Origin of the sequence: Pseudomonas sp. SWI36 (assembly GCF_002948105.1) — a bacterium.
GTDB classification, from domain to species: domain Bacteria; phylum Pseudomonadota; class Gammaproteobacteria; order Pseudomonadales; family Pseudomonadaceae; genus Aquipseudomonas; species Aquipseudomonas alloputida.
In genome coordinates, this window is the sequence record NZ_CP026675.1 from 4996349 (window position 1) to 5014603 (window position 18255).

Consider the following 18255-nt stretch of genomic DNA (forward strand, 5'->3'; position numbering starts at 1 on the left):
AGAGCAGACCATGCGAGTACTGATTTGTGCAGGGCGCAACTACGCCGACACCCGACGCTGCCGCCAGGCCCTGGACGACGTCCAGCGCCAGCGGCCGATCCGGGTATTGATCCACGGTGGCAGCCAGTTTCTTGGTGGGGAAATCGAAAGCTGGGCGCGCGAGCATGGCGCCGATCTGGTGCGTTACCCGCCAAACTGGCAGCTGCACGGCAAGCAGGCCGAACGCTTGCGCAACCTGTTCATGCTCAATGACAGCCGCCCTGACCTGTTGCTTGCCTTGCCCGGTGGCGATGACACCGAGGAGCTGCTGGCCAGGGCCCGTGGCGCCGAGCTTCAGGTGGTGTGCGCCAGGCAACCACGCCAGCCTGAGCGGGACGATTGCAGCTAATGCAAGCGCCTGGAGCCGTACGGTACCTGTAGGAGCGGGCTTGCCCGCGAAGCAGGCGCCTCGGTTTCACGGCCCCACGCTTTGAGCAGCCGCCCTGTGCGGCTGCTCAGCCTGGCTGCGCCGCCAGATCGTTGCTGACGTTGCGCCCCAGCACCAGCACGGTGACAAAGCCACAGCCCACCAGCGCCGTGGCCAGGCTCAGCAGTACCGCCGTGCCCATATGGTCCACGACTTGCCCGCCGAAGAACGAGCCCACGGCAATGATCACCTGGAACATGGCCACGAACAGCGGCATGCCACGTTCGACATCCTTGGGCGCCACGACAAACATCCAGATATTGGCGCAAGCCGGGAACGCACCGAAGGCAAAGCCCCACAGTGCGATCAGCATCGCGGCACCCGTCATGCCGGTGGCGAAGTGCGGGAACAGGGCGGTGCTGACTGCGATCATGAGCGCGACCAGCATCAGGGTATGCCGCACGCTGCGGTTGGCAGCAAAGCCGGCGAAGATGTTGCCCATGAAGCCGGCCACGCCATACAGCAGCAACAATGAACCGATCGTAGGCCCGTCAAAGCCGGCATTCTGTTTGAAGAACGGTGCGACATAGGTGTACGCAGCAAAGTGCGCCAGGCCGATCAGCAACACGGCGATCAAACCGACCCGTGCTTGCGGGTTGATGAACAACGCCGGCAGGTCGCGGATGCGGATGGCCTTTTCCGGCATCAGCCGCGGCAGCAGGAACACCTGTGCCAGCAGCACCGGTACGCCTACCAGTGCAGTGACCAGGAACGTCATGCGCCAGCCCATCAGGCCACTCAGCCAGGTGCCGACAGGCACGCCCACGACCGTCGCCAGGGTTACGCCCGCCATGATGATGGAGTTGGCTTTGGCTACGCCCATCCCGTCAGGTGCCAGGCGGCCGCTGAGGGCGATGGCTGTCGCCCAGAAGCCGCCAATACTGATACCCAGTAGCACACGGCCGACCAACAGCAGGTTGAAGTCACCGGCATAGGCCACGATGGCATTGGCGATGATCATGATCAGCGTCAGGCCGATCAGCAGGTAGCGCCGGTCCAGCGCGCCGACGCCTACGGAAATCAACGGGGCGGCTAACGCGGCCATGATGCCGGGCAGGGTCACCATCAGGCCGGCAAGGCCTGCACTGATGCCCAGGTCGCTGGCCACATCGTTGAGCACCCCCACCGGGAGGAATTCACTGCTGACCAGGGCGAAAGCGCCCACGGCTACCGAGAGGATTGCCAGCCATTGCTGGGTCACGCTTTGTTGGCTGTGTTCGGGAAGGCCGCGAGGGGCCTGGCTGTTGCTTGGCATGGGTTAGGTTCCATGAGGGATCTCGCCTGTAGCAGGCGCAGGAGCGGGGGGATTTGCAGGGGATTGTAGAGGCGGCCGTGCCCGACCGACAGGCAGGCCGCTCGATAGTAATCATCAGTGCAATCGATGAAACGCCTTGTGTAGAGCGCCCTGGCAGCGATTACGCCCTACCGGTGCCGCACCGGTGCAGGCCATGGCGATTTGCAGCCTGCAGCGTCAGCTTCTCTTTCCTGCGTCGTATACCGGGGGGCCAGCGAGTGATCGAACGCACCGTACGGGCTTCGCCGTCGGCTAGGTATGCTGTTGCTCACCCTCCACCCACTGCTGGTAGGTGATGCGGCTGATGTGCTCAGTACGATAGTCGTCGAGGAAGCGGTTGTGCTTGTTTTCTTCGGTGTGATGATGACGGAAGCCACACTTCGCCTGGGCAGCCTGTGACTGGCTGTTGTCAGTGTAGTAGCCACACCACAGTGCCTGCAGTTTCAGGGTTTCGAAGGCGTGGCGCATGACTTCCCGCACAGCCTCCGGAACCAGGCCTTTGCCCCAGTAGGGAACCCCGATCCAGTAGGAAATTTCACCTTCTTGTTCACTGATCTCGAAGTTGCTGTTACTGCCAGTCAGCAGGCCGACACAGCCTACGGCACGTTGATTCTGCTTGAGCTCAAGGGCGTACACTTCGGGGTGGTTGAACACTTCGCGAATGACCTCGCGGCTGTGCTCCACACTGGTGTGCACAGGCCAGCCCGCAACGGGGCCGACGCGCTCGTCCTTGGCATATTCGTACAAATCAGCAGCGTCGCTCTCCAGCCAAGGGCGAAGCAGCAAACGTTCGGTTTCCAATTTCATGTCCTGTACTCGTGTCTGGTCCGTTGGGCCAGCGTATGGCCGACTGGCCACGCGGTAAACGTCACTATCTTGGCATTATCGGTACTTTTCGAAACTGGACGGGTGCTTGATGCTAGGCTGTTGGCTCTATCTGGCGGTGGTACCGAGTGCGATGCATCACATTCCGAAACTTTACGCGGCTGGTGATCCGATCCAGACAGGTGAAAGCACGCTTGCCGATGGGCAGGGGGCGCCACTGTCGTTCGGTCATGCCTATCTGACACTGCTTGTGTGCCTGTCCGGGGCTGCCCGTTTCACGCTGAACTTCAAAGAACATGCTGTCAGGCGCGCAGATGTGCTGGTGCTGGCCGAAGACACCATAGCCTTGCTCAAATGTCGCTCACGATGCTTCAAGGTGTTTTTCTGCCTGATACCACAAGCACTTGCTGCCGAGGTCGCCTACCCACTGCCCAATTCATTGTTCGTCTTTCTGCACGACCATCCGCACTGTGTACTTGCCGAAAGCGAGAGGCCGCTGCTGGAAGGGTGGCTGATGCAGATGCGCGATATTGTGCGGTGCTGTGCCACTTATCAGCACATCATGCTGCGCAACCAGTTACAGAACCTTTTCCTGAAGATTGCCGAGCAGCTTCCCGTGTTACCGACAGCAGGCAGGGCGTTCAGCCGCAAGGAAGCGCTGAGTTGGCGATTCTGGGAGCTGGTAGGCAAACACAGCACCCGGCAGCGCGAGGTTAAGTTCTATGCCGACGCGCTTAACATCACCCCGTTCTATCTGTCGCAACTGACAAAGGTGTATTTCAATTCCAGCCCGAAAGGTTTGATCGATCGGCAGGTGACCCTGGAAATCAAGGCACTGCTTTCCTACAGTAATCACACTGTCGGGCAAATTGCCGATGCGCTCAATTTTGCCGACGCGTCTTACCTGTGCCGCTATTTCAAGCGTCAGACCGGTTTTTCGCTTTCCAGCTACCGCAGGCAAGCGCAGAACGTGCAAGGGCAGGGCTGACGCTTGCACAGCGGCGCCTGCCGAGGGCGCTTATCAGCGTGCTCGGCAGGCACGTTACGCTATGGCGAGACCAGCACATCACACTGCGATTCGTTCAGTACATGCTTGGTGACGCTGCCCACCAGCAGTTCCTCCAGCGCGCTTGCCCCCTGCTTGCCGACAACGATCAGGTCGCACTCCAGCTCCTGTTCCTGCTCGGCAATGCGCCAGCCAGGGTCACCGTGCACCAGGATCTGCCGTGCATCGGCCAGGCCGGCAGCCTCACTCAGCGCCGCGAGCTGTACTTGTGCATCCTTGCGGATGACATTGCGGTAGTGGGTGAGGGTGTCGTGGTCGAGATGGGCGAAGCGCACGCTGGCTTCGAACGGGGCTTCGTACGCATGCAGCAGAATGATCTCTGCTTGCGGGGCAATGGCCTTGGCCAATTCGATCGTGCGCAGTGAAACGGACGAAAAATCGACTGGCACCAGCACGGTGCGGTAGGCATCACGAGGTGCCGGCTTGACCACCAGCAAAGGGCAGGGCATGCGGTTGAGCAGTTTCTGCACAGTTGAACCCAGCAGCAGGCGCCGCGCTACGTTCTGGCCCCTGGCCCCACACACCAGCAGGTCGCTGTGCTTGTCCTGCACCACCCGGTTGATCTCCGTGATCACCGAGCCGCTGGCGACCTGCACGCCAGCGGAGATACCGTAACGCTGGAACAGGAGTGCTGCCAGTGCGTGGGTTTTCTCGCCTGCGCTATCCAGTACGCGTTTCAACAGATCGTCATCAGGCGTCACCAACTGTTTGAGGCGCTCGAAGGGTGCCGGGTTGGCAACGTAGACCAGGTCCAGCGAGGCCTGTTGCGCATCGCTCAGGTAGGCAGCGCGCTCAGCGGCGTTGCGGGCATGTGGGGAAAGGTCGGTGGCAACCAGTATGTGTTTCAGCGGGTTCATGTGGGGCTCCTTGGTCAAGGCGCGCACAGCGATCAAGCGGTAAACCTTGCGCACTGTGCACCTGTCGGTACTTGAGTCATTCCTTGCGTGCAGCCATCGTCGCGCGAACCCGGCGCGAGGGCTTGATTTGGGTCAATGGCGTGCAGGTGTAGCGGCAGGTCATGCCTGCCAACAGCACTGCCGGTGTAGCTGCAAGGCTGATTACCCTGGGCTGGCGGGCTGCCTCATTACTGTCTTGACCCTCAGCCTTTCCGCCCGGATTTCCCAGCGACCTGCCATGAAACCGCATCAACTGTCGCAGCGCTGTCGGCCCTGCAACAGCAGCAGTTCGGTGAGCGTGTCCATGGCCGGTGTTGCCTGGCTGCCTTTACGGGTCACCAGCTCGTAGGGGTCGCTGACCGAGCCCATGCTCAAGGGCAGTATGCTGACCTGCTGATTCATCGCACATTGCCGGGCCACGTCGATCGACACCAGCGCAACGAAGTCAGGACGGTTTTGCAACAGCGACAAGGTCGCCAGGATCGAAGTGGTTTCAACCAGGTGCAGCGGGAAGCGCAGCCCGGCATCGTGAAATTCGCGCTCCAGTTGCACGCGCATGGGCATGTTGGCCCGGTAGACGATCCAGCGGCTCTCGGCCAGGTCGGCAAGGCTCAGGCTTGGCGCATGCTTCAGCGGGTGGTCGATGTTGGCGATGACCGCCAGTGTCTCATCCTGGACAAAGGTGCTGGCGAACAGCTGCGGCGTATTGCTGACACTGGTGCGGCACAGGGCGATGTCCAGGCGGCCGCTCTCGATCTGCGTCAGCAGCGACTGGCTGGTGTCTTCGATGATTTCGAACGACATCTGTGGCTGGATGCTGGCCAGCTGTGACACCGCCTTCATCAGCAACGGCACCGCCCCCATGATCGCCCCCACTGCCAGCCGGCCGCCGACCCCACGCAGGATTGCATCCAGATCGTGCCGCAGGTTGGCGATATCGGTCTGCAACAGGCGTGCGTAGCGGATGGCGCAGTGCCCGGCGGCCGTGGGCTCCAGGCCTCGGTTGGTGCGGTTGAACAGCACGGTGCCGAAGGTGGTTTCGATTTCCTGCAAGGCCTTGCTGGCACCAGGCTGGGTAAGCCCGACGCTGCTTGCTGCACCGAGCAGCGAGCGGTGCTCGTCCAACTCGATCAACAAGCGCAGGTGGCGGGCGTGCAGGCGGGACATGATCGAATTGAGCGATGGGGTCATCTGGTATTCGTCCTGGTTATACCGATATGGATTGTTCTCAATACCATGGCCAGCCGCGCATTCCTATACTGGCGCTGCACAGTGTCGCATCCAGTGCGGCTGAAACGCCCAGAACAATAAAGCCAGGAGCCTGCCAAGCCTTATGTCCCTGATCAACTACATCACCCAGATCCAATTCGATATCGGTGCCATTGCATGCCTGCCTGCCGAATGTGAGCGCATTGGTATAACCAGGCCTTTGATCGTGACCGACCGTGGCGTGCGTGCCGCCGGTATCGTCGATACGGCGTTGAACACCTTCGGCAGCGACACCGCACAACTGCCTATCTACGACGGTACGCCACCCAACCCCAACGAGCATGCCGTGCGTGAGGCCGTGGCCATGTTCAAGGCAAATGGCTGTGATGGCATTATCGCCATTGGCGGTGGCTCGGCGATCGACCTGGCCAAGGGGGTGGCCGTGTGTGCCCGGCACGACGGCCCGTTGAAGAGCTTTGCGGTGATCGAGGGCGGCCTGGCCCGGATCACCCCGGCAACCGCGCCGGTGATTGCGGTGCCGACCACGGCCGGCACGGGGAGCGAGGTCGGGCGCGGCGCCATCCTGATACTCGAGGACGGGCGCAAGGTGGGGGTGATCTCGCCCCATGTGGTGCCCAAGGTGGCCATCTGTGACCCGGCACTGACGCTCGGGCTGCCAGCACAACTCACGGCTGCCACCGGCATGGACGCGATTGCCCACTGCCTGGAAACCTTCATGGCACCTGCGTTCAACCCGCCTGCCGACGGCATTGCCCTGGACGGCCTGTGGCGGGCCTGGCGCTTCATCGAACGAGCCACCCGCGAGCCGGGCAACCTGGACGGGCGCATCAACATGATGAGCGCATCGCTGCAAGGTGCGCTGGCCTTCCAGAAAGGCCTGGGCTGCGTGCACAGCCTTAGCCATGCGTTGGGCGGGATCAACCCGCGCCTGCACCACGGCACCCTCAATGCGATCTTCCTGCCTGCCGTCATCAGCTTCAACCGCACGGCCGAAACGGTGGTGAGTGAACACAAGATGCAACGCATCGCCCAGGCGATGGGGCTGGCCGATGACAGCCAGATCGAAGATGCCATTCGCGACATGACCCGTACGCTGGGCCTGCCGACCGGTCTTGGCGAACTGGATGTCAACCCGGACCTGTTCCCGCGCATCGTCCAGGGCGCGTTGGCCGATCACAGCCACCGCACCAACCCACGTGAGGCATCTGCCGAGGACTACCAGTGGCTGCTTGAAGCGTCGATGTAAGCCGTTACCTGCTGTTCAACCAATAACAACAAAAGTGAACGCCCATGAATACCAAATATGCGCAACCCGGGCTTGCCCGCGAACCTGAAGCGGTCGCCAGCTCGAACCCGTTCAGAAAGTACCAGGTCATCACCGTCAGCCTGTTGCTGGTGATCGGCATCATCAACTACGTCGACCGCAGTGCGCTGTCGATTGCCAATACGTCCATCCAGCGCGACATGGGCATCACGCCGTCACAGATGGGCATTCTGCTGTCGGCATTTTCCCTGGCGTATGCCTTTTCGCAACTGCCCTTGGGCATGATCATTGACCGCCTGGGCAGCAAGATTTCTTTGGGGGCGGCCCTGCTGGGCTGGTCGGTGGCACAGACGGCTTCGGGCCTGATCAACAGTTTTTCTGCATTCATCGGGCTCAGGGTGGTGCTGGGAATTGGCGAGGCGCCGATGTTCCCGTCGGCGGCCAAGGCGCTGGCGGAGTGGTTCGAGGCCGAGAAGCGGGGGACGCCGACCGGCATCGTGCTGTCATCGACCTGCATCGGGCCGTGTCTGGCGCCGCCGTTGCTGACGCTGCTGATGGTCACCTGGGGCTGGCGCGGCATGTTCATCGTCACCGGAGTGTTCGGCATTCTGGTTGCCGCCTGCTGGTTCGCCTTCTACAAAAGCAAGGCGCGGTACCTGGCTGAACTGCCTGCCGAGGCGCGTGAGCAACTGCTGGCGGCCCAGGCGCATAAACAGGCGGTGCCAAGCGCCAGGCCCAGTGTGCAGGCACAACTGGCGGCGTGGGCCGAACTGTTCCGCCACAAGAGCACCTGGGGCGCAGTATTGGGCTTCATGGGGGTGATCTACATGCTGTGGCTGCACCTGACCTGGCTGCCAGGCTACTTCGAGCGCGAGCATGGCTTGAGCCTGTACCAGACAGCCTGGGTGGTTTCACTGGCCTATGTGTTCGGCGCGTTGGGCACCATTGTTGCGGGCCGCATCTGCGACCGCCTGGTGAAGCACGGTGCCAGTGTGCTGGGTAGCCGCAAGCGGGTTGTCGTGACTGCGTTGTTCGCGGCGGCCGCATTCACCGTTCCCCTGTCGTTCGGTAGCGGCTTTCTGCTCAGCGTGGCGCTGCTGTGTTGCGCGCTGTTCAGCGTGAACATGGCCAGCTCTACCGCATGGATGATCGCCAACACCGTGGTCGATAGCCAGCGCGTGGCCTCGTTTGGCTCGATCCAGAACTTCGGCGGCTACCTGGCAGGCTCTGTGGCGCCCATCGTGACCGGGTTCAGCATTCAGCAGACCGGGTCCTTCGCTTCGGCATTCCTGATCAGTGCCGCCGTGGCCGCGGTTGCTGCGATGGCTTATGTGTTGTTGTTGAAGCAGCCGGTTTCCACTGATCGCTGAGCATGCACCTGCAGGCGGGTTTCATCAGGCAGTTCAATAACAATTTGTGATGATTGGCATCATGACAATATATTTATCATTATCAATTTCAGGTCATAGCATCTGTTGCCTGCCATCGCCTATCTCAATGAGGTCTTGATGAACCGTTCGCTTTTCGTACACCAACGCACTGCAGCCTTGCTACTGCAACACTGGCGCAGCGGTGACCTGCTGACGGAACTGCCCGCCAGCCTCAAGCCCGAGACATTGAAACAAGGCTATGACAGCCAGGACCAGTTGTTTGCCGCTGCCGCAGGCCAGCGCGCCGGGTGGAAGCTGGGCGTCGGCAGCCCAGCTGGCATGCGTGCAGGCAAGTTGTCGCGGCCCTTGATTGGCCAACTGGAAGCGGGGCGTTGCCATGCCGATGGCGCACATATCCCGCTGCCAGCGGTTACGCCGGTGACCATCGAATGCGAAATTGCCTTCGTGCTGGACCGGGATATTCCTCCGCAAGCCGGGCGCGTACCGGTGAGTGAGGATATTCGCGCCACGTGCGTCACCTTTGAAGTGGTGCGTTCGCGCTTTGTCGACCGAAAGGCTGTCGGCTGGCCAAGTTTTGTGGCTGACAACGTCGGGTTTGAAGCATTGGTGGTCGGCAATAGCCTGGGCGCCGGTATCAATGTGCCGTTGCTCGCCGACCTGGCCGAAACCACCGAGGTGCATGTGGATGGTCAATGGCGCGCCGGTGGCTTGTCTGGCGATGCGGCCACCGACCCGCTGGTGTCGCTGGCTCACCTGTACGCGCACGCTGCCGAGCGTGGCCAGACCCTGAAGGCCGGGGATGTCGTGACCACCGGGGCCATGTGCCAGCCGTTCGACCTGCATGAAACAGGCCACCAGGTCAGCGCCAGGTTCCTTGGCCAGGCCCTGACGTTTACGCTGTAACGGCCGACCACTGCTCGAACGCTGCCTGCATTCTTTGTCGAGTCTGAGGGTCGGCGGGGATCAGGTGTTCGATGCGCAGTGACTGCACGGTGACATCCTGCGGCATGCCAAAGGTGGTGAACGTGGACAGGAACCGCAGCTCACCATATGGGGTGTTCACGCGGGTCAGCAGCAGAGGGGTGGTTGTCGTCATCTGCCGCGGGCTTGCCGGGGCCGGCAAGTCGCGCAAGCGCGCTGCCAGTGCCGGATTGCCTGCGGCCTCCCTGGATGCACGTTGCCAGGCTGCAGCGCGGATTTCCGGCGCGTTGGCCAGGTGATCACCCAGACCACCCGGGCACAGCAGTGTCTGCAGCAGGTTGAGGCCGGTTGCCGGCTGTGCGCTGACACCGGCCATCGCCAGCAGCAGCCCGGTACTGGCGTTGGCGGCGATGACGTCCCAGTGGCTGTCGATGACGATCGCCGGAGCGGGGTTGTTCACCTGCAGAATATGCTCGATGGCAGTATTCACCAAGGCCAGTTCAGGCGCATCGAGCGGCGTGGCGGCGTAGCGGGGTGCGTATCCTGCAGCAACGAACACTTCGTTGCACCGCTCCAGCGGCGCATCCAGGGCCGAGAGGAGGGCATGCAACGTGCCTGGGCTGGCTTTGGCGCGTCCTGTTTCCACGCAGCTCAGATGACGCTGCGACAGCCCCGTCAGCAGCGCCAGTTCCAGCTGGCTGAGGTTGGCCTGACGGCGCAGTTCGCGAAGATGCTGGCCCGCTGAGATATGCGGGGCAGGGGTGCTGCGATGGAACAGATGCTGATTCATGTGTTGCCCTGATCGTCCTTGAGTGCAATGTCCATGACCTCACGGGTCATTGAGTGCAGGCAACCCTATCACTACTGTGCCGGCAAACCCTATCAAGGAGAGCTATATGGGCTTGCGTATCTGCGCGCTGGCAATACTGGTGCCGTTTTCGCTGTATACCGGCTGGACCATGCTGATTGCCGAGCAATCGCTGCTGGCATTCGGGCTGGCACTGCTGGCGCGGCCGGACACGGCCCAGGTGGTCATCGACCTGTACCTGATGGCCGGGCTGGCCGGTTGCTGGATGGTGAGAGACAACCGCATGCGCGGCAGAGCCGGGATCGCGGTGCTGCCTTACCTGCTGCTGACCGTCGTGTTCGTTTCGCTGGGGCCGTTGCTGTACCTGGTGATCAGAGGCGTTGCCGAGGGGCGCCAGCCATGAGCAGTGCCTTGCAGGTTTATGCGCTGTGTGTGGTGGTGCTGTTCCTCAAGATGTTCCTGGTTTCCTGCTATCAGGGCTATCACCGCTTGCGCTTCGTCGCGTTCACCAATCCGGAGGACGCTGCCGTGTTCAGGCGCATCGCCCAGGCCGCAGAACGCCCGCAGGTGATACGTGCTGCCAAGGTTTGGGCCAACGACCTGGAGAACATTCCCATGTTCTTTGCCCTCGGCGGGCTGGCTGTTGCTCTGGAAGCCGCCACGCTACCGGTGCTGTGGCTGAGTGTGGTGTTCACGGTTGCCAGGGTCTTGCACACGCTGGCCTACCTGCGGGGTTTGCAGCCCTGGAGAACGTTGTTCTATGGCATCGGGGTCATTTGCCTGCTGGGATTCTGCTTAGTCATCACCGCGAGAATAGGCAGCTGAACCAAAATATTGCATGAGTCATCTTGATGCTTTCACATAGCAGTACTAATACTTAAGCACTGCCGAAGGGGATGATCATGCAGACACGCTTCGTTGTGGTTCCCGCAGTGCCACTCAAGAAAGAGGCTTATCCTCGGCGGCTTGGCTTTCCTGCCGCACTGGGGGAGGGTTACGACCTCTACGACACCCAGGACAAGATGCGTCTGAGCCTGAACTTTTCCACCCGTGCCCAGGCTGAGTTCGAATGTGCATGCCGCAACCGCTGTGGGGATGGCGGTGATACAGGTCTCGCCGGCATCGGCTGATCGCCTGCAGTGGCCAGGTTCCTGTTCCTGGTGCTGCGTTGCAGGGTCTATCGACACCTTCAAGCGTTTGCGTCGAAGCCGGAGCCGTTTCAGGATTCCGGCTCGGCGCCTGATGGCACAGTCGATAAGCTCTACCGCGCGGCCTGCCATTCAATAGTCACAAAGTTGTAACACAGCTGATGCAAAGTGTGCCGGCCATCACATGGAGCACATTTTGATGAAACGCCTGATGAAGTCTGCTGCACTCGCCGTTGCCGTTTCCCTTTGCGCCACCTCGGCAGCCTTTGCTGCAGAAAACGTTCGGTTGACCGGTTCGGGCGCCAGCTTCCCTGCACCGATCTACCTGACCTGGTTCAAGGACTTCAGCAAGAACACGGCTGGCGTCACCGTCGATTACCAGTCCAAGGGCAGCGGCGCGGGCGTTCAGGACTTCCTGAACAAGACCGTCGACTTCGCCGCCAGCGACTCGGCCATGAGCGAAGCAGACATTGCCAAGGTTGGCGAAGGCGTGCAGTTGCTGCCAATGACCGCCGGTGAAATCGTCCTGGCTTACAACCTGCCGGGCAACCCTAAAGGTCTGAAGCTGCCGCGCGACGTCTACTCCAATATCTTCCTCGGCAAGATCACCCAGTGGAACGACCCGCAAATCGCGGCGGCCAACCCTGACCTGAAGCTGCCTGCCACCCCGATCACCGTGGTCGTGCGTGCCGACTCCAGCGGCACCACTGCCGTCTTCACCAAGCACCTGTCGGCCATCAACGCTGACTTCAAGCAAGGGCTGGGCGAAGGCAACACCGTCAACTGGCCGGCCACCGACAAGTTCATCAAGTCGCCGAAGAACGACGGCGTAACCGCCACCGTCCGCCAGACCCCGGGCGCCATCGGCTACATCGAGTACGGCTTCGCCAAGCTGGCCAAGGTCGACTTCGCCATGTTGCAGAACAAGGCTGGCCAATACGTCGTGCCGAATGCCGAGAGCGGTGCCGAAGCACTGGCTGCGGTGAAAATGCCGGAAAACCTGGTGGCCTGGCTGCCTGACCCGGACGGTGCCAAGTCCTACCCGATCACTTCCTATACCTGGATGATTTTCCGCAAGGACAACGGCAACCCGGAAAAAGCCAAGGCCATGCGTGAAATGGTCGAGTACAGCCTGACCAAAGGCCAGACCATCGCCGACTCGATGGGTTACATCCCGCTGCCGCCGTCGGTAGTCGACCAGGTGCGTAAAGCGTCCGCCAACATCCAGTAATACCCAGGCGCTCCCGGTATTGGCATGAAGCCATGCCGGGGGTGTTTGTCCCTTGTCCCGGAACTCGCCAATGAACACTCCTTTTGCCATACCGGATAACCCCGACTCCGCGTGCCAGCCACCGTCAGCGAAAGACTTTCTGGTCGATCGCACCTTCCGTGCGCTTGCGCGCATTGGCGTGGTGCTGGTGCTGGCGCTGGTCTTCGCGCTGGTCTACGAAGTCGGCCGCAAGGCACTACCTGGGATTGAAAAGCACGGTTTTGACGTGTTGTTCGGCAGCGTCTGGGACGTTAACCAAGGCAAGTACGGTATTCTGCCAGCGATCTGGGGTACGCTGTACAGCGCCTTGATCGCCTTGTTGATCGCCGGTTTCTTCGGCGTCAGCATGGCCATTTTCCTGACCCAGGATTTCCTTCCGGCCAAGCTTGCCGCGGTGTTTCGCACCATCGTCGAGTTGCTCGCCGCCATCCCCAGCGTGGTGTACGGCCTGTGGGGCATCTATGTGGTCATCCCGGCGATTCGCCCGCTGACCGCCTGGCTGAACAGCGAGCTGGGCTGGATCCCGTTTTTCGGCACCTCCCTCAGTGGCCCAGGCCTGCTGCCTGCGGCGCTGGTACTGGCGATCATGATCCTGCCGACCATCGCTGCAGTTTCCCAGGATGCGCTGACCAGCGTACCGATGAAAACCAAGCAGGCTGCCTACGGCATGGGTACCACCCACTGGGAAGCCATCCTCAAGGTGATGGTGCCCTCGGCGGCTACCGGCATCTTCGGTTCGCTGGTGCTGGGCCTGGGCCGTGCACTCGGTGAAACCATGGCGCTGGCCATGCTGGTCGGCAACGCCAACACCATTTCCCTGTCCTTGTTCGCACCGGCCAACACCCTGGCGGCGCTGCTGGCGCTGAACTTCCCGGAAGCCGGGCCGAACGAGGTCGAAGTGCTGATGTACGCGGCACTGGTACTGATGTTCATCACCCTGCTGGTGAACGTGCTCGGCTCGATGATCATGCTCTACGCCCAGCGTGGTAACAAACAATGACTGACCTGACGACTCCTGTAGCCGCGTTGCCCAGCCTGCAGCGCAAGCTGGAAGGCCGCGCCCTGCGCAGCCTGGTATTGACCACCCTGGCATGGTTCGCGGCACTGGTGGCCAGCGTGCCGCTGATTTCCGTGCTGTACATGCTGATCACTCGCGGCGGGGCACGCCTTAACCTGGAAGTGTTCACCGAACTGCCGCCGACCGGCTTCGAGATGGGCGGTGGTTTCGGTAACGCCATGGCCGGTACCTTCGTCATGGTCGGCATTGCCGCCGCCATCGCTGTGCCGGTCGGTATCCTGGCAGCGGTGTTCCTGGCCGAGCTCGGCCCCGACAGCAAGCTGGCCAACACCGCGCGCTTTGCCGCCAAGATGCTCACTGGCCTGCCATCGATCCTGGCCGGGGTGTTTGCCTACGCCCTGGTAGTGATGACCACCGGTACCTACTCGGCACCGGCAGGCGGCGTGGCCCTGGCGGTGCTGATGCTGCCGATCGTGGTGCTCACCGCTGAAGAGTCGATGAAGATGGTGCCCAAGATCATGAAGGATGCTGCCTACGGCATGGGCTGCACCCGTGCCCAGGTGATCTGGAAGATCGTCCTGCCCACCGGCCTGCCGGCCATCCTTACCGGGGTGATGCTGGCCGTGGCCCGCGCGGCTGGCGAAACCGCGCCACTGCTGTTCACCGCATTGTTCAGCAACTACTGGATCTACCACGACGGCGACCTGGCGGTGATGAACCCCACAGCCTCGCTTGCGGTACTGATCTACAACTTCTCCGGCATGCCGTTCGACAACCAGCTGGAGCTCGCCTGGGCGGCCTCGCTGGTGCTGGTAATGATCGTGCTGGTCATCAACATTTTGAGCCGAGTCTTCGGCAAGCCCAAGTATTGAGAAAGGGAGCATCCAACTTGAACGTATCCACTGCGCAAAGAGCCGCTCCCATGGTCAGCGAAGCCCCCATCGTCATGGACTGCAAGCTCGACAAGATTTTCTACGGTAACTTCATGGCCGTGCGTGACAGCCATGTGCCGATCAGGAAAAACGAGATCACCGGTTTCATCGGCCCTTCGGGCTGCGGCAAGAGTACCGTGCTGCGTAGCTTGAACCGTATGAATGACCTGGTGAAGGGCTTCCGTTTCGAAGGCCATGTGCACTTTCTTGGGCAGGATGTCTACGGCAAAGGCGTCGACCCTGTTGTAGTGCGCCGCTATATCGGCATGGTGTTCCAGCAGCCCAACCCGTTCTCGATGAGCATCTTCGACAATGTGGCCTTCGGCCTGCGCCTGAACCGCTACAAAGGCGACTTGGGCGATCGCGTGAAGCACGCCTTGCAAGGCGCCGCGCTGTGGGACGAAGTGAAGGACAAGCTCAAGGTCAGCGGGCTGTCGCTGTCCGGTGGCCAGCAGCAGCGCCTGTGCATCGCCCGTGCCATCGCCACCGAGCCGGAAGTGCTGTTGCTGGACGAGCCCTGCTCGGCACTCGACCCGATTGCCACCCGCCGCGTGGAGGAGCTGATGGTCGAGCTGAAAAAGGACTACACCATCGCCCTGGTGACCCATAACATGCAGCAGGCGATTCGTGTGGCCGACACCACCGCTTTCTTCTCGGTGGATATTTCCCAGGGCACCCGCACCGGCTACCTGGTCGAGATGGGCCCCACCGCGCAGATTTTCCAGAACCCGCGCGAGCAGCTGACCAGCGACTACATCAGCGGCAAGTTCAGCTAAACCCTGCAAGCTCAAGGTGGGCGGGTGTTGCAGCCAGGAAGGTTGCAACACCCGGCCGCGTTACCTTCCGTTAAAGTGTTACCCGGGATTACCAATGCGAGCGACGCGTCGTCTTGATCTGTCAGCGGTAGAGTGCGCACTGCGCGAGGTGCAGGGCCGTTTTGCCGAACTCAGCCAGCATTTCACCGAACCGCGGGACCCGTTTACCGACGAGGTGCTGCTGAATGTGGTTGAAGGCTATGCGCTGATTGACGACTATGTCGCTCGCGGTATCGACCTGTTCGACCTGCAACAGCTGAACCTGATGCTGGAAATCAATGCCACCGTGCTATGCGGCAGCGATCCGGCCCGTCGCCTGGAATTCGCCCCGCACCTTGCGGCAACCGAAGCGCACTTTTTCAACAACGTGGAAGGTGGCATCAAGGATTTGTACAACTGGTACTGCTCGTACCGCAGCGATTCCATCTGGAAGCGGGCAGCGGGTGTGTATGTACGGATCCTCAGCAAGCCGCAGCTGTTCATCGAAGGCAACAACCGCACGGGTTCGCTTATTGTCAGCTATTTGCTGATGCGTGCCGGGCTGCCGCCATTCGTGCTGTCGCTGGACAACGCCGAGGGTTACTTCAACCCGTCCTCGGTCATACGCAACTCCGCCAAACACGGTGTCAAGGCTTTGTACGAACTCCCCAAGATCAAGAAAAAGTACGCTGCTTTCCTGGAAGCGAAAGCACCTGAGCCCGGCAAGTTCTTCCTGAACGGCGCGCCCGTGCCTGCCTGCGAGGGGAGCCGCTGATGCAAGGTTCATCCCTGTTCGCACGAGGGCGGCAAGCCATCGAACGCAAGCTCAAGCGTGGCCAGGTACGCATTTCGTTCGATATCGACGACACGCTGGCCTGCCTGCCCGAACACGCCGCCGCCGAGGACAGCAAGCTGCCAGGTTTCGTCCATCGCTGGCTGGGTGAGCCCCTGCGCAGCGGTACCCGCGAACTGATCCGCGACCTGCGCCGCCAGGGCTGCAGCATCTGGATCTACACCTCCTCGGGGCGTACCCCGGCTTACATCCGCCGCTGGCTGATGCTTTACGGCATTCATGTCGATGGCGTGGTCAACAGCGGTCGGCACCAGCACATCCTGGCCCAGCGCGGGCTGGAGAACGCTCCCTCCAAGCTGCCTTCGGCTTTTGATATCGATCTGCACGTGGATGATTCCGAAGGTGTGCGCCTGGAAGGTGTCGACCACGGTTTCCGCGTGGTGGTGGTGTGCCCGAAGGATGAGCACTGGGCGCAGAAGGTGAAGGACGCGGTGGTGGATGTGCAGGCACGGCTGGCCTGGCAGCAACCGCACCGCTATGAGATGCCCGCTTGCCAGCGTCCGCAGGCACTGGCTTCCTGAAGCCAGGAGATTCCGCTCAGACAATGTAATGGGGGCTGCTTCGCAGCCCTTCGCGGGCTCGCCCGCTCCCACAGGGGGCGTGGATATCCTGAGATTGTGGGAGCGGGCGAGCCCGCGAAGGGCCGCAAGGCGGCCCCGGTTCATTCAATCGTATTGATACCCGCCTGCCACTCCTACCTGAGCCATAAGTCTCGAACCAGGACCCAAGCTGGTACCGGGACCAAATCACCGGGCCGCACCCTCCCGCCCCAAAGCACTCGCCACCCCACGCCAAAGCAGCGTTCCTGGCAATTTGCCCCCTTCTGATAATCGCCTCCGACATCCCGTCCCCGTTTGGAGCGCGCCATGCACAACAACAATAAGCACCTGCCGCCTCGTTTTCTCGCAGCCGCCATCGCCAGTTTTTCTGCGCTTGGCCTGAGCAGCGTCGCCGAAGCCGAGATCATGCTGTACGACAAGGACCAGACGACGTTTTCCACCGATGGCTATATCAACGCCTTCTACGTCAACAGCGAGGTCGACCGTGAGGGCGAGCAGTTTGACCGCCGCCAGTCGCGGGTGAAGATGGGCTTCTTGCCCAACTACCTCGGCTTCAACATGGGCAAGCAGGTGGATGACCTGAAGCTCGGCGCCCGTGCCTCGTTCTGGGTAACCATCAACGACAGTGAAACCAACGGCACCGACACCGCCATCGACGTGCGCCAGTTCTATGGCACGGTGGCCAACCCCGAGTGGGGCGAGGTGCTGATCGGCAAGGACTTCGGGCTGTTCGCCCGTTCCAACATCCTGCTCGACGAACTGCTGGCCGGCTATGGCCAGGTCAGCGACACCCTGGGGCTGGTGGACGGCGGCGGGGTGTCGTTCGGCAACATTGGCAGCGGTTACCCATACCCGTTCCCTACCTCGCAGATCACCTACCGTACGCCCGTGATGGAGGGCCTGCGGGTGGCGGTGGGCATCATGGACCCGGTCGACACCAACGACAGCAGCCCGACCGGAAAGGCCTACCAGGAAAACCCACGCACCGAGAGCGAGATCACCTACCAGTTCGACCTGGGTGGGGCGCAGATCTACAGCTGGGTCAACGGCAGTTACCAGACCTCGGACAATACTGACTCCACGGTAGAAACGATCACTTCCAAGGGGGTGGGTTACGGGGTGCAGGCAAAGATGGGCGGCTGGTCGCTGACCGGCTCGGGGTTCCAGGCCAAGGGCATCAACCCGTTCTTCACCAACAATGCCGGCGAACCGGTTTTGCGCAACGTCGACAGTGATGGCTACCTGCTGCAGGGCTCGTACAAGTTCGGCAAGAACCGCGTGGCGCTGTCCTATGGCAAGACCAAGGACGATGGCAACGGTGCGGTTGGCAGCGGCGCGGACTACGAGACCCGGGGTGTGGCGCTGTTCCATGACATCAACGACAACCTGAAACTGGTGGCCGAGTACAACCAGTTTTCCATCGACGGGCATGACACCAGTGCGCAGAACGAAGACACCGATACCTTTGCGGTGGGCGCGGTGTTGACCTGGTAAGCGGCCGGGGCCGCAAGGCGGCCCC

20 protein-coding genes are annotated in these 18255 nt (G+C 61.5%); 15 read left to right on the forward strand and 5 right to left on the reverse strand.

From position 1 onward, the window contains the following. Positions 1 to 10: 10 nt before the first annotated feature. Entirely contained in the window at positions 11 to 388 is a 378-nt protein-coding gene (locus C4Q27_RS23760; protein ID WP_104887441.1) for a DUF2493 domain-containing protein, read from the forward strand. A gap of 106 nt (positions 389 to 494) precedes the next feature. On the opposite strand, the gene C4Q27_RS23765 is transcribed toward C4Q27_RS23760, so the two are convergent. Beyond that, a complete protein-coding gene (locus C4Q27_RS23765; protein WP_104887442.1) occupies positions 495 to 1721 on the reverse strand; it encodes an MFS transporter in 1227 nt (408 codons plus the stop codon). 291 nt (positions 1722 to 2012) lie between these two features. Then, a complete protein-coding gene (locus tag C4Q27_RS23770) occupies positions 2013 to 2567 on the reverse strand; it encodes a GNAT family N-acetyltransferase (protein WP_064491583.1) in 555 nt (184 codons plus the stop codon). Between the two features lie 151 nt (positions 2568 to 2718). Here C4Q27_RS23770 and C4Q27_RS23775 point away from each other — a divergent pair, with 151 nt between their 5' ends. Beyond that, the gene (locus C4Q27_RS23775) at positions 2719 to 3573 is read left to right on the forward strand and encodes an AraC family transcriptional regulator (protein ID WP_064491594.1); all 855 of its coding nucleotides are present in this window, start codon (positions 2719 to 2721) and stop codon (positions 3571 to 3573) included. A 59-nt stretch (positions 3574 to 3632) separates the two neighbouring features. Here the strand turns inward: C4Q27_RS23775 and C4Q27_RS23780 are convergent, their stop codons facing one another. Next, entirely contained in the window at positions 3633 to 4508 is an 876-nt protein-coding gene (locus C4Q27_RS23780) for a universal stress protein (RefSeq protein WP_064491595.1), read from the reverse strand. A 288-nt stretch (positions 4509 to 4796) separates the two neighbouring features. Further along, a complete protein-coding gene (locus tag C4Q27_RS23785; RefSeq protein ID WP_010953569.1) occupies positions 4797 to 5738 on the reverse strand; it encodes a LysR family transcriptional regulator in 942 nt (313 codons plus the stop codon). Between the two features lie 142 nt (positions 5739 to 5880). Between C4Q27_RS23785 and C4Q27_RS23790 the strand changes: the two genes are divergently transcribed. From C4Q27_RS23790 to C4Q27_RS23800, 3 genes are all read left to right on the forward strand, one after another. After that, positions 5881 to 7023: an iron-containing alcohol dehydrogenase gene (locus tag C4Q27_RS23790; RefSeq protein ID WP_104887443.1), complete on the forward strand. Its 1143-nt coding sequence runs from the start codon at positions 5881 to 5883 to the stop codon at positions 7021 to 7023. A 44-nt stretch (positions 7024 to 7067) separates the two neighbouring features. Further along, positions 7068 to 8411, forward strand: a complete 1344-nt coding sequence (locus C4Q27_RS23795; protein WP_019751141.1) for an MFS transporter — start codon at positions 7068 to 7070, stop codon at positions 8409 to 8411. A 138-nt stretch (positions 8412 to 8549) separates the two neighbouring features. After that, the gene (locus C4Q27_RS23800) at positions 8550 to 9335 is read left to right on the forward strand and encodes a 2-keto-4-pentenoate hydratase (RefSeq protein ID WP_104887444.1); all 786 of its coding nucleotides are present in this window, start codon (positions 8550 to 8552) and stop codon (positions 9333 to 9335) included. On the opposite strand, the gene C4Q27_RS23805 is transcribed toward C4Q27_RS23800, so the two are convergent. Further along, a complete protein-coding gene (locus C4Q27_RS23805; RefSeq protein ID WP_104887445.1) occupies positions 9325 to 10143 on the reverse strand; it encodes a helix-turn-helix domain-containing protein in 819 nt (272 codons plus the stop codon). The genes C4Q27_RS23800 and C4Q27_RS23805 overlap by 11 nt on opposite strands. A gap of 106 nt (positions 10144 to 10249) precedes the next feature. Here C4Q27_RS23805 and C4Q27_RS23810 point away from each other — a divergent pair, with 106 nt between their 5' ends. The 10 genes from C4Q27_RS23810 (at position 10250) to C4Q27_RS23860 (ending at position 18230) form a co-directional block, all read left to right on the forward strand. Beyond that, complete coding sequence (locus tag C4Q27_RS23810; protein WP_104887446.1) at positions 10250 to 10564, forward strand: DUF2834 domain-containing protein; 315 nt, start codon at positions 10250 to 10252, stop codon at positions 10562 to 10564. After that, on the forward strand, positions 10561 to 10986 hold the full coding sequence (locus C4Q27_RS23815) for an MAPEG family protein (RefSeq protein ID WP_104887447.1): 426 nt from the start codon (positions 10561 to 10563) through the stop codon (positions 10984 to 10986). The genes C4Q27_RS23810 and C4Q27_RS23815 overlap by 4 nt, the downstream gene beginning before the upstream one ends. Positions 10987 to 11057: 71 nt before the next feature. Then, entirely contained in the window at positions 11058 to 11291 is a 234-nt protein-coding gene (locus C4Q27_RS23820; RefSeq protein WP_054889537.1) for a hypothetical protein, read from the forward strand. Between the two features lie 217 nt (positions 11292 to 11508). After that, positions 11509 to 12540, forward strand: a complete 1032-nt coding sequence (gene pstS / locus C4Q27_RS23825) for a phosphate ABC transporter substrate-binding protein PstS (protein ID WP_014591398.1) — start codon at positions 11509 to 11511, stop codon at positions 12538 to 12540. A 70-nt stretch (positions 12541 to 12610) separates the two neighbouring features. After that, positions 12611 to 13579, forward strand: coding sequence for a phosphate ABC transporter permease subunit PstC (gene pstC, locus C4Q27_RS23830; RefSeq protein WP_004574212.1), 969 nt, complete (start codon positions 12611 to 12613; stop codon positions 13577 to 13579). Next, the gene (pstA, locus tag C4Q27_RS23835; protein ID WP_104887448.1) at positions 13576 to 14469 is read left to right on the forward strand and encodes a phosphate ABC transporter permease PstA; all 894 of its coding nucleotides are present in this window, start codon (positions 13576 to 13578) and stop codon (positions 14467 to 14469) included. The genes pstC and pstA overlap by 4 nt, the downstream gene beginning before the upstream one ends. 50 nt (positions 14470 to 14519) lie before the next feature. Further along, positions 14520 to 15305, forward strand: a complete 786-nt coding sequence (gene pstB / locus C4Q27_RS23840; protein ID WP_003254117.1) for a phosphate ABC transporter ATP-binding protein PstB — start codon at positions 14520 to 14522, stop codon at positions 15303 to 15305. A 94-nt stretch (positions 15306 to 15399) separates the two neighbouring features. Beyond that, a complete protein-coding gene (locus C4Q27_RS23845; protein WP_064491591.1) occupies positions 15400 to 16098 on the forward strand; it encodes a hypothetical protein in 699 nt (232 codons plus the stop codon). Further along, a complete protein-coding gene (locus C4Q27_RS23850; RefSeq protein WP_064491592.1) occupies positions 16098 to 16697 on the forward strand; it encodes a hypothetical protein in 600 nt (199 codons plus the stop codon). The genes C4Q27_RS23845 and C4Q27_RS23850 overlap by 1 nt, the downstream gene beginning before the upstream one ends. A 345-nt stretch (positions 16698 to 17042) precedes the next feature. Beyond that, positions 17043 to 18230 carry a porin gene (locus C4Q27_RS23860; protein ID WP_010953581.1) on the forward strand — a complete coding sequence of 396 codons (1188 nt, stop codon included), beginning with the start codon at positions 17043 to 17045 and terminating at the stop codon, positions 18228 to 18230. Positions 18231 to 18255: the final 25 nt, after the last annotated feature.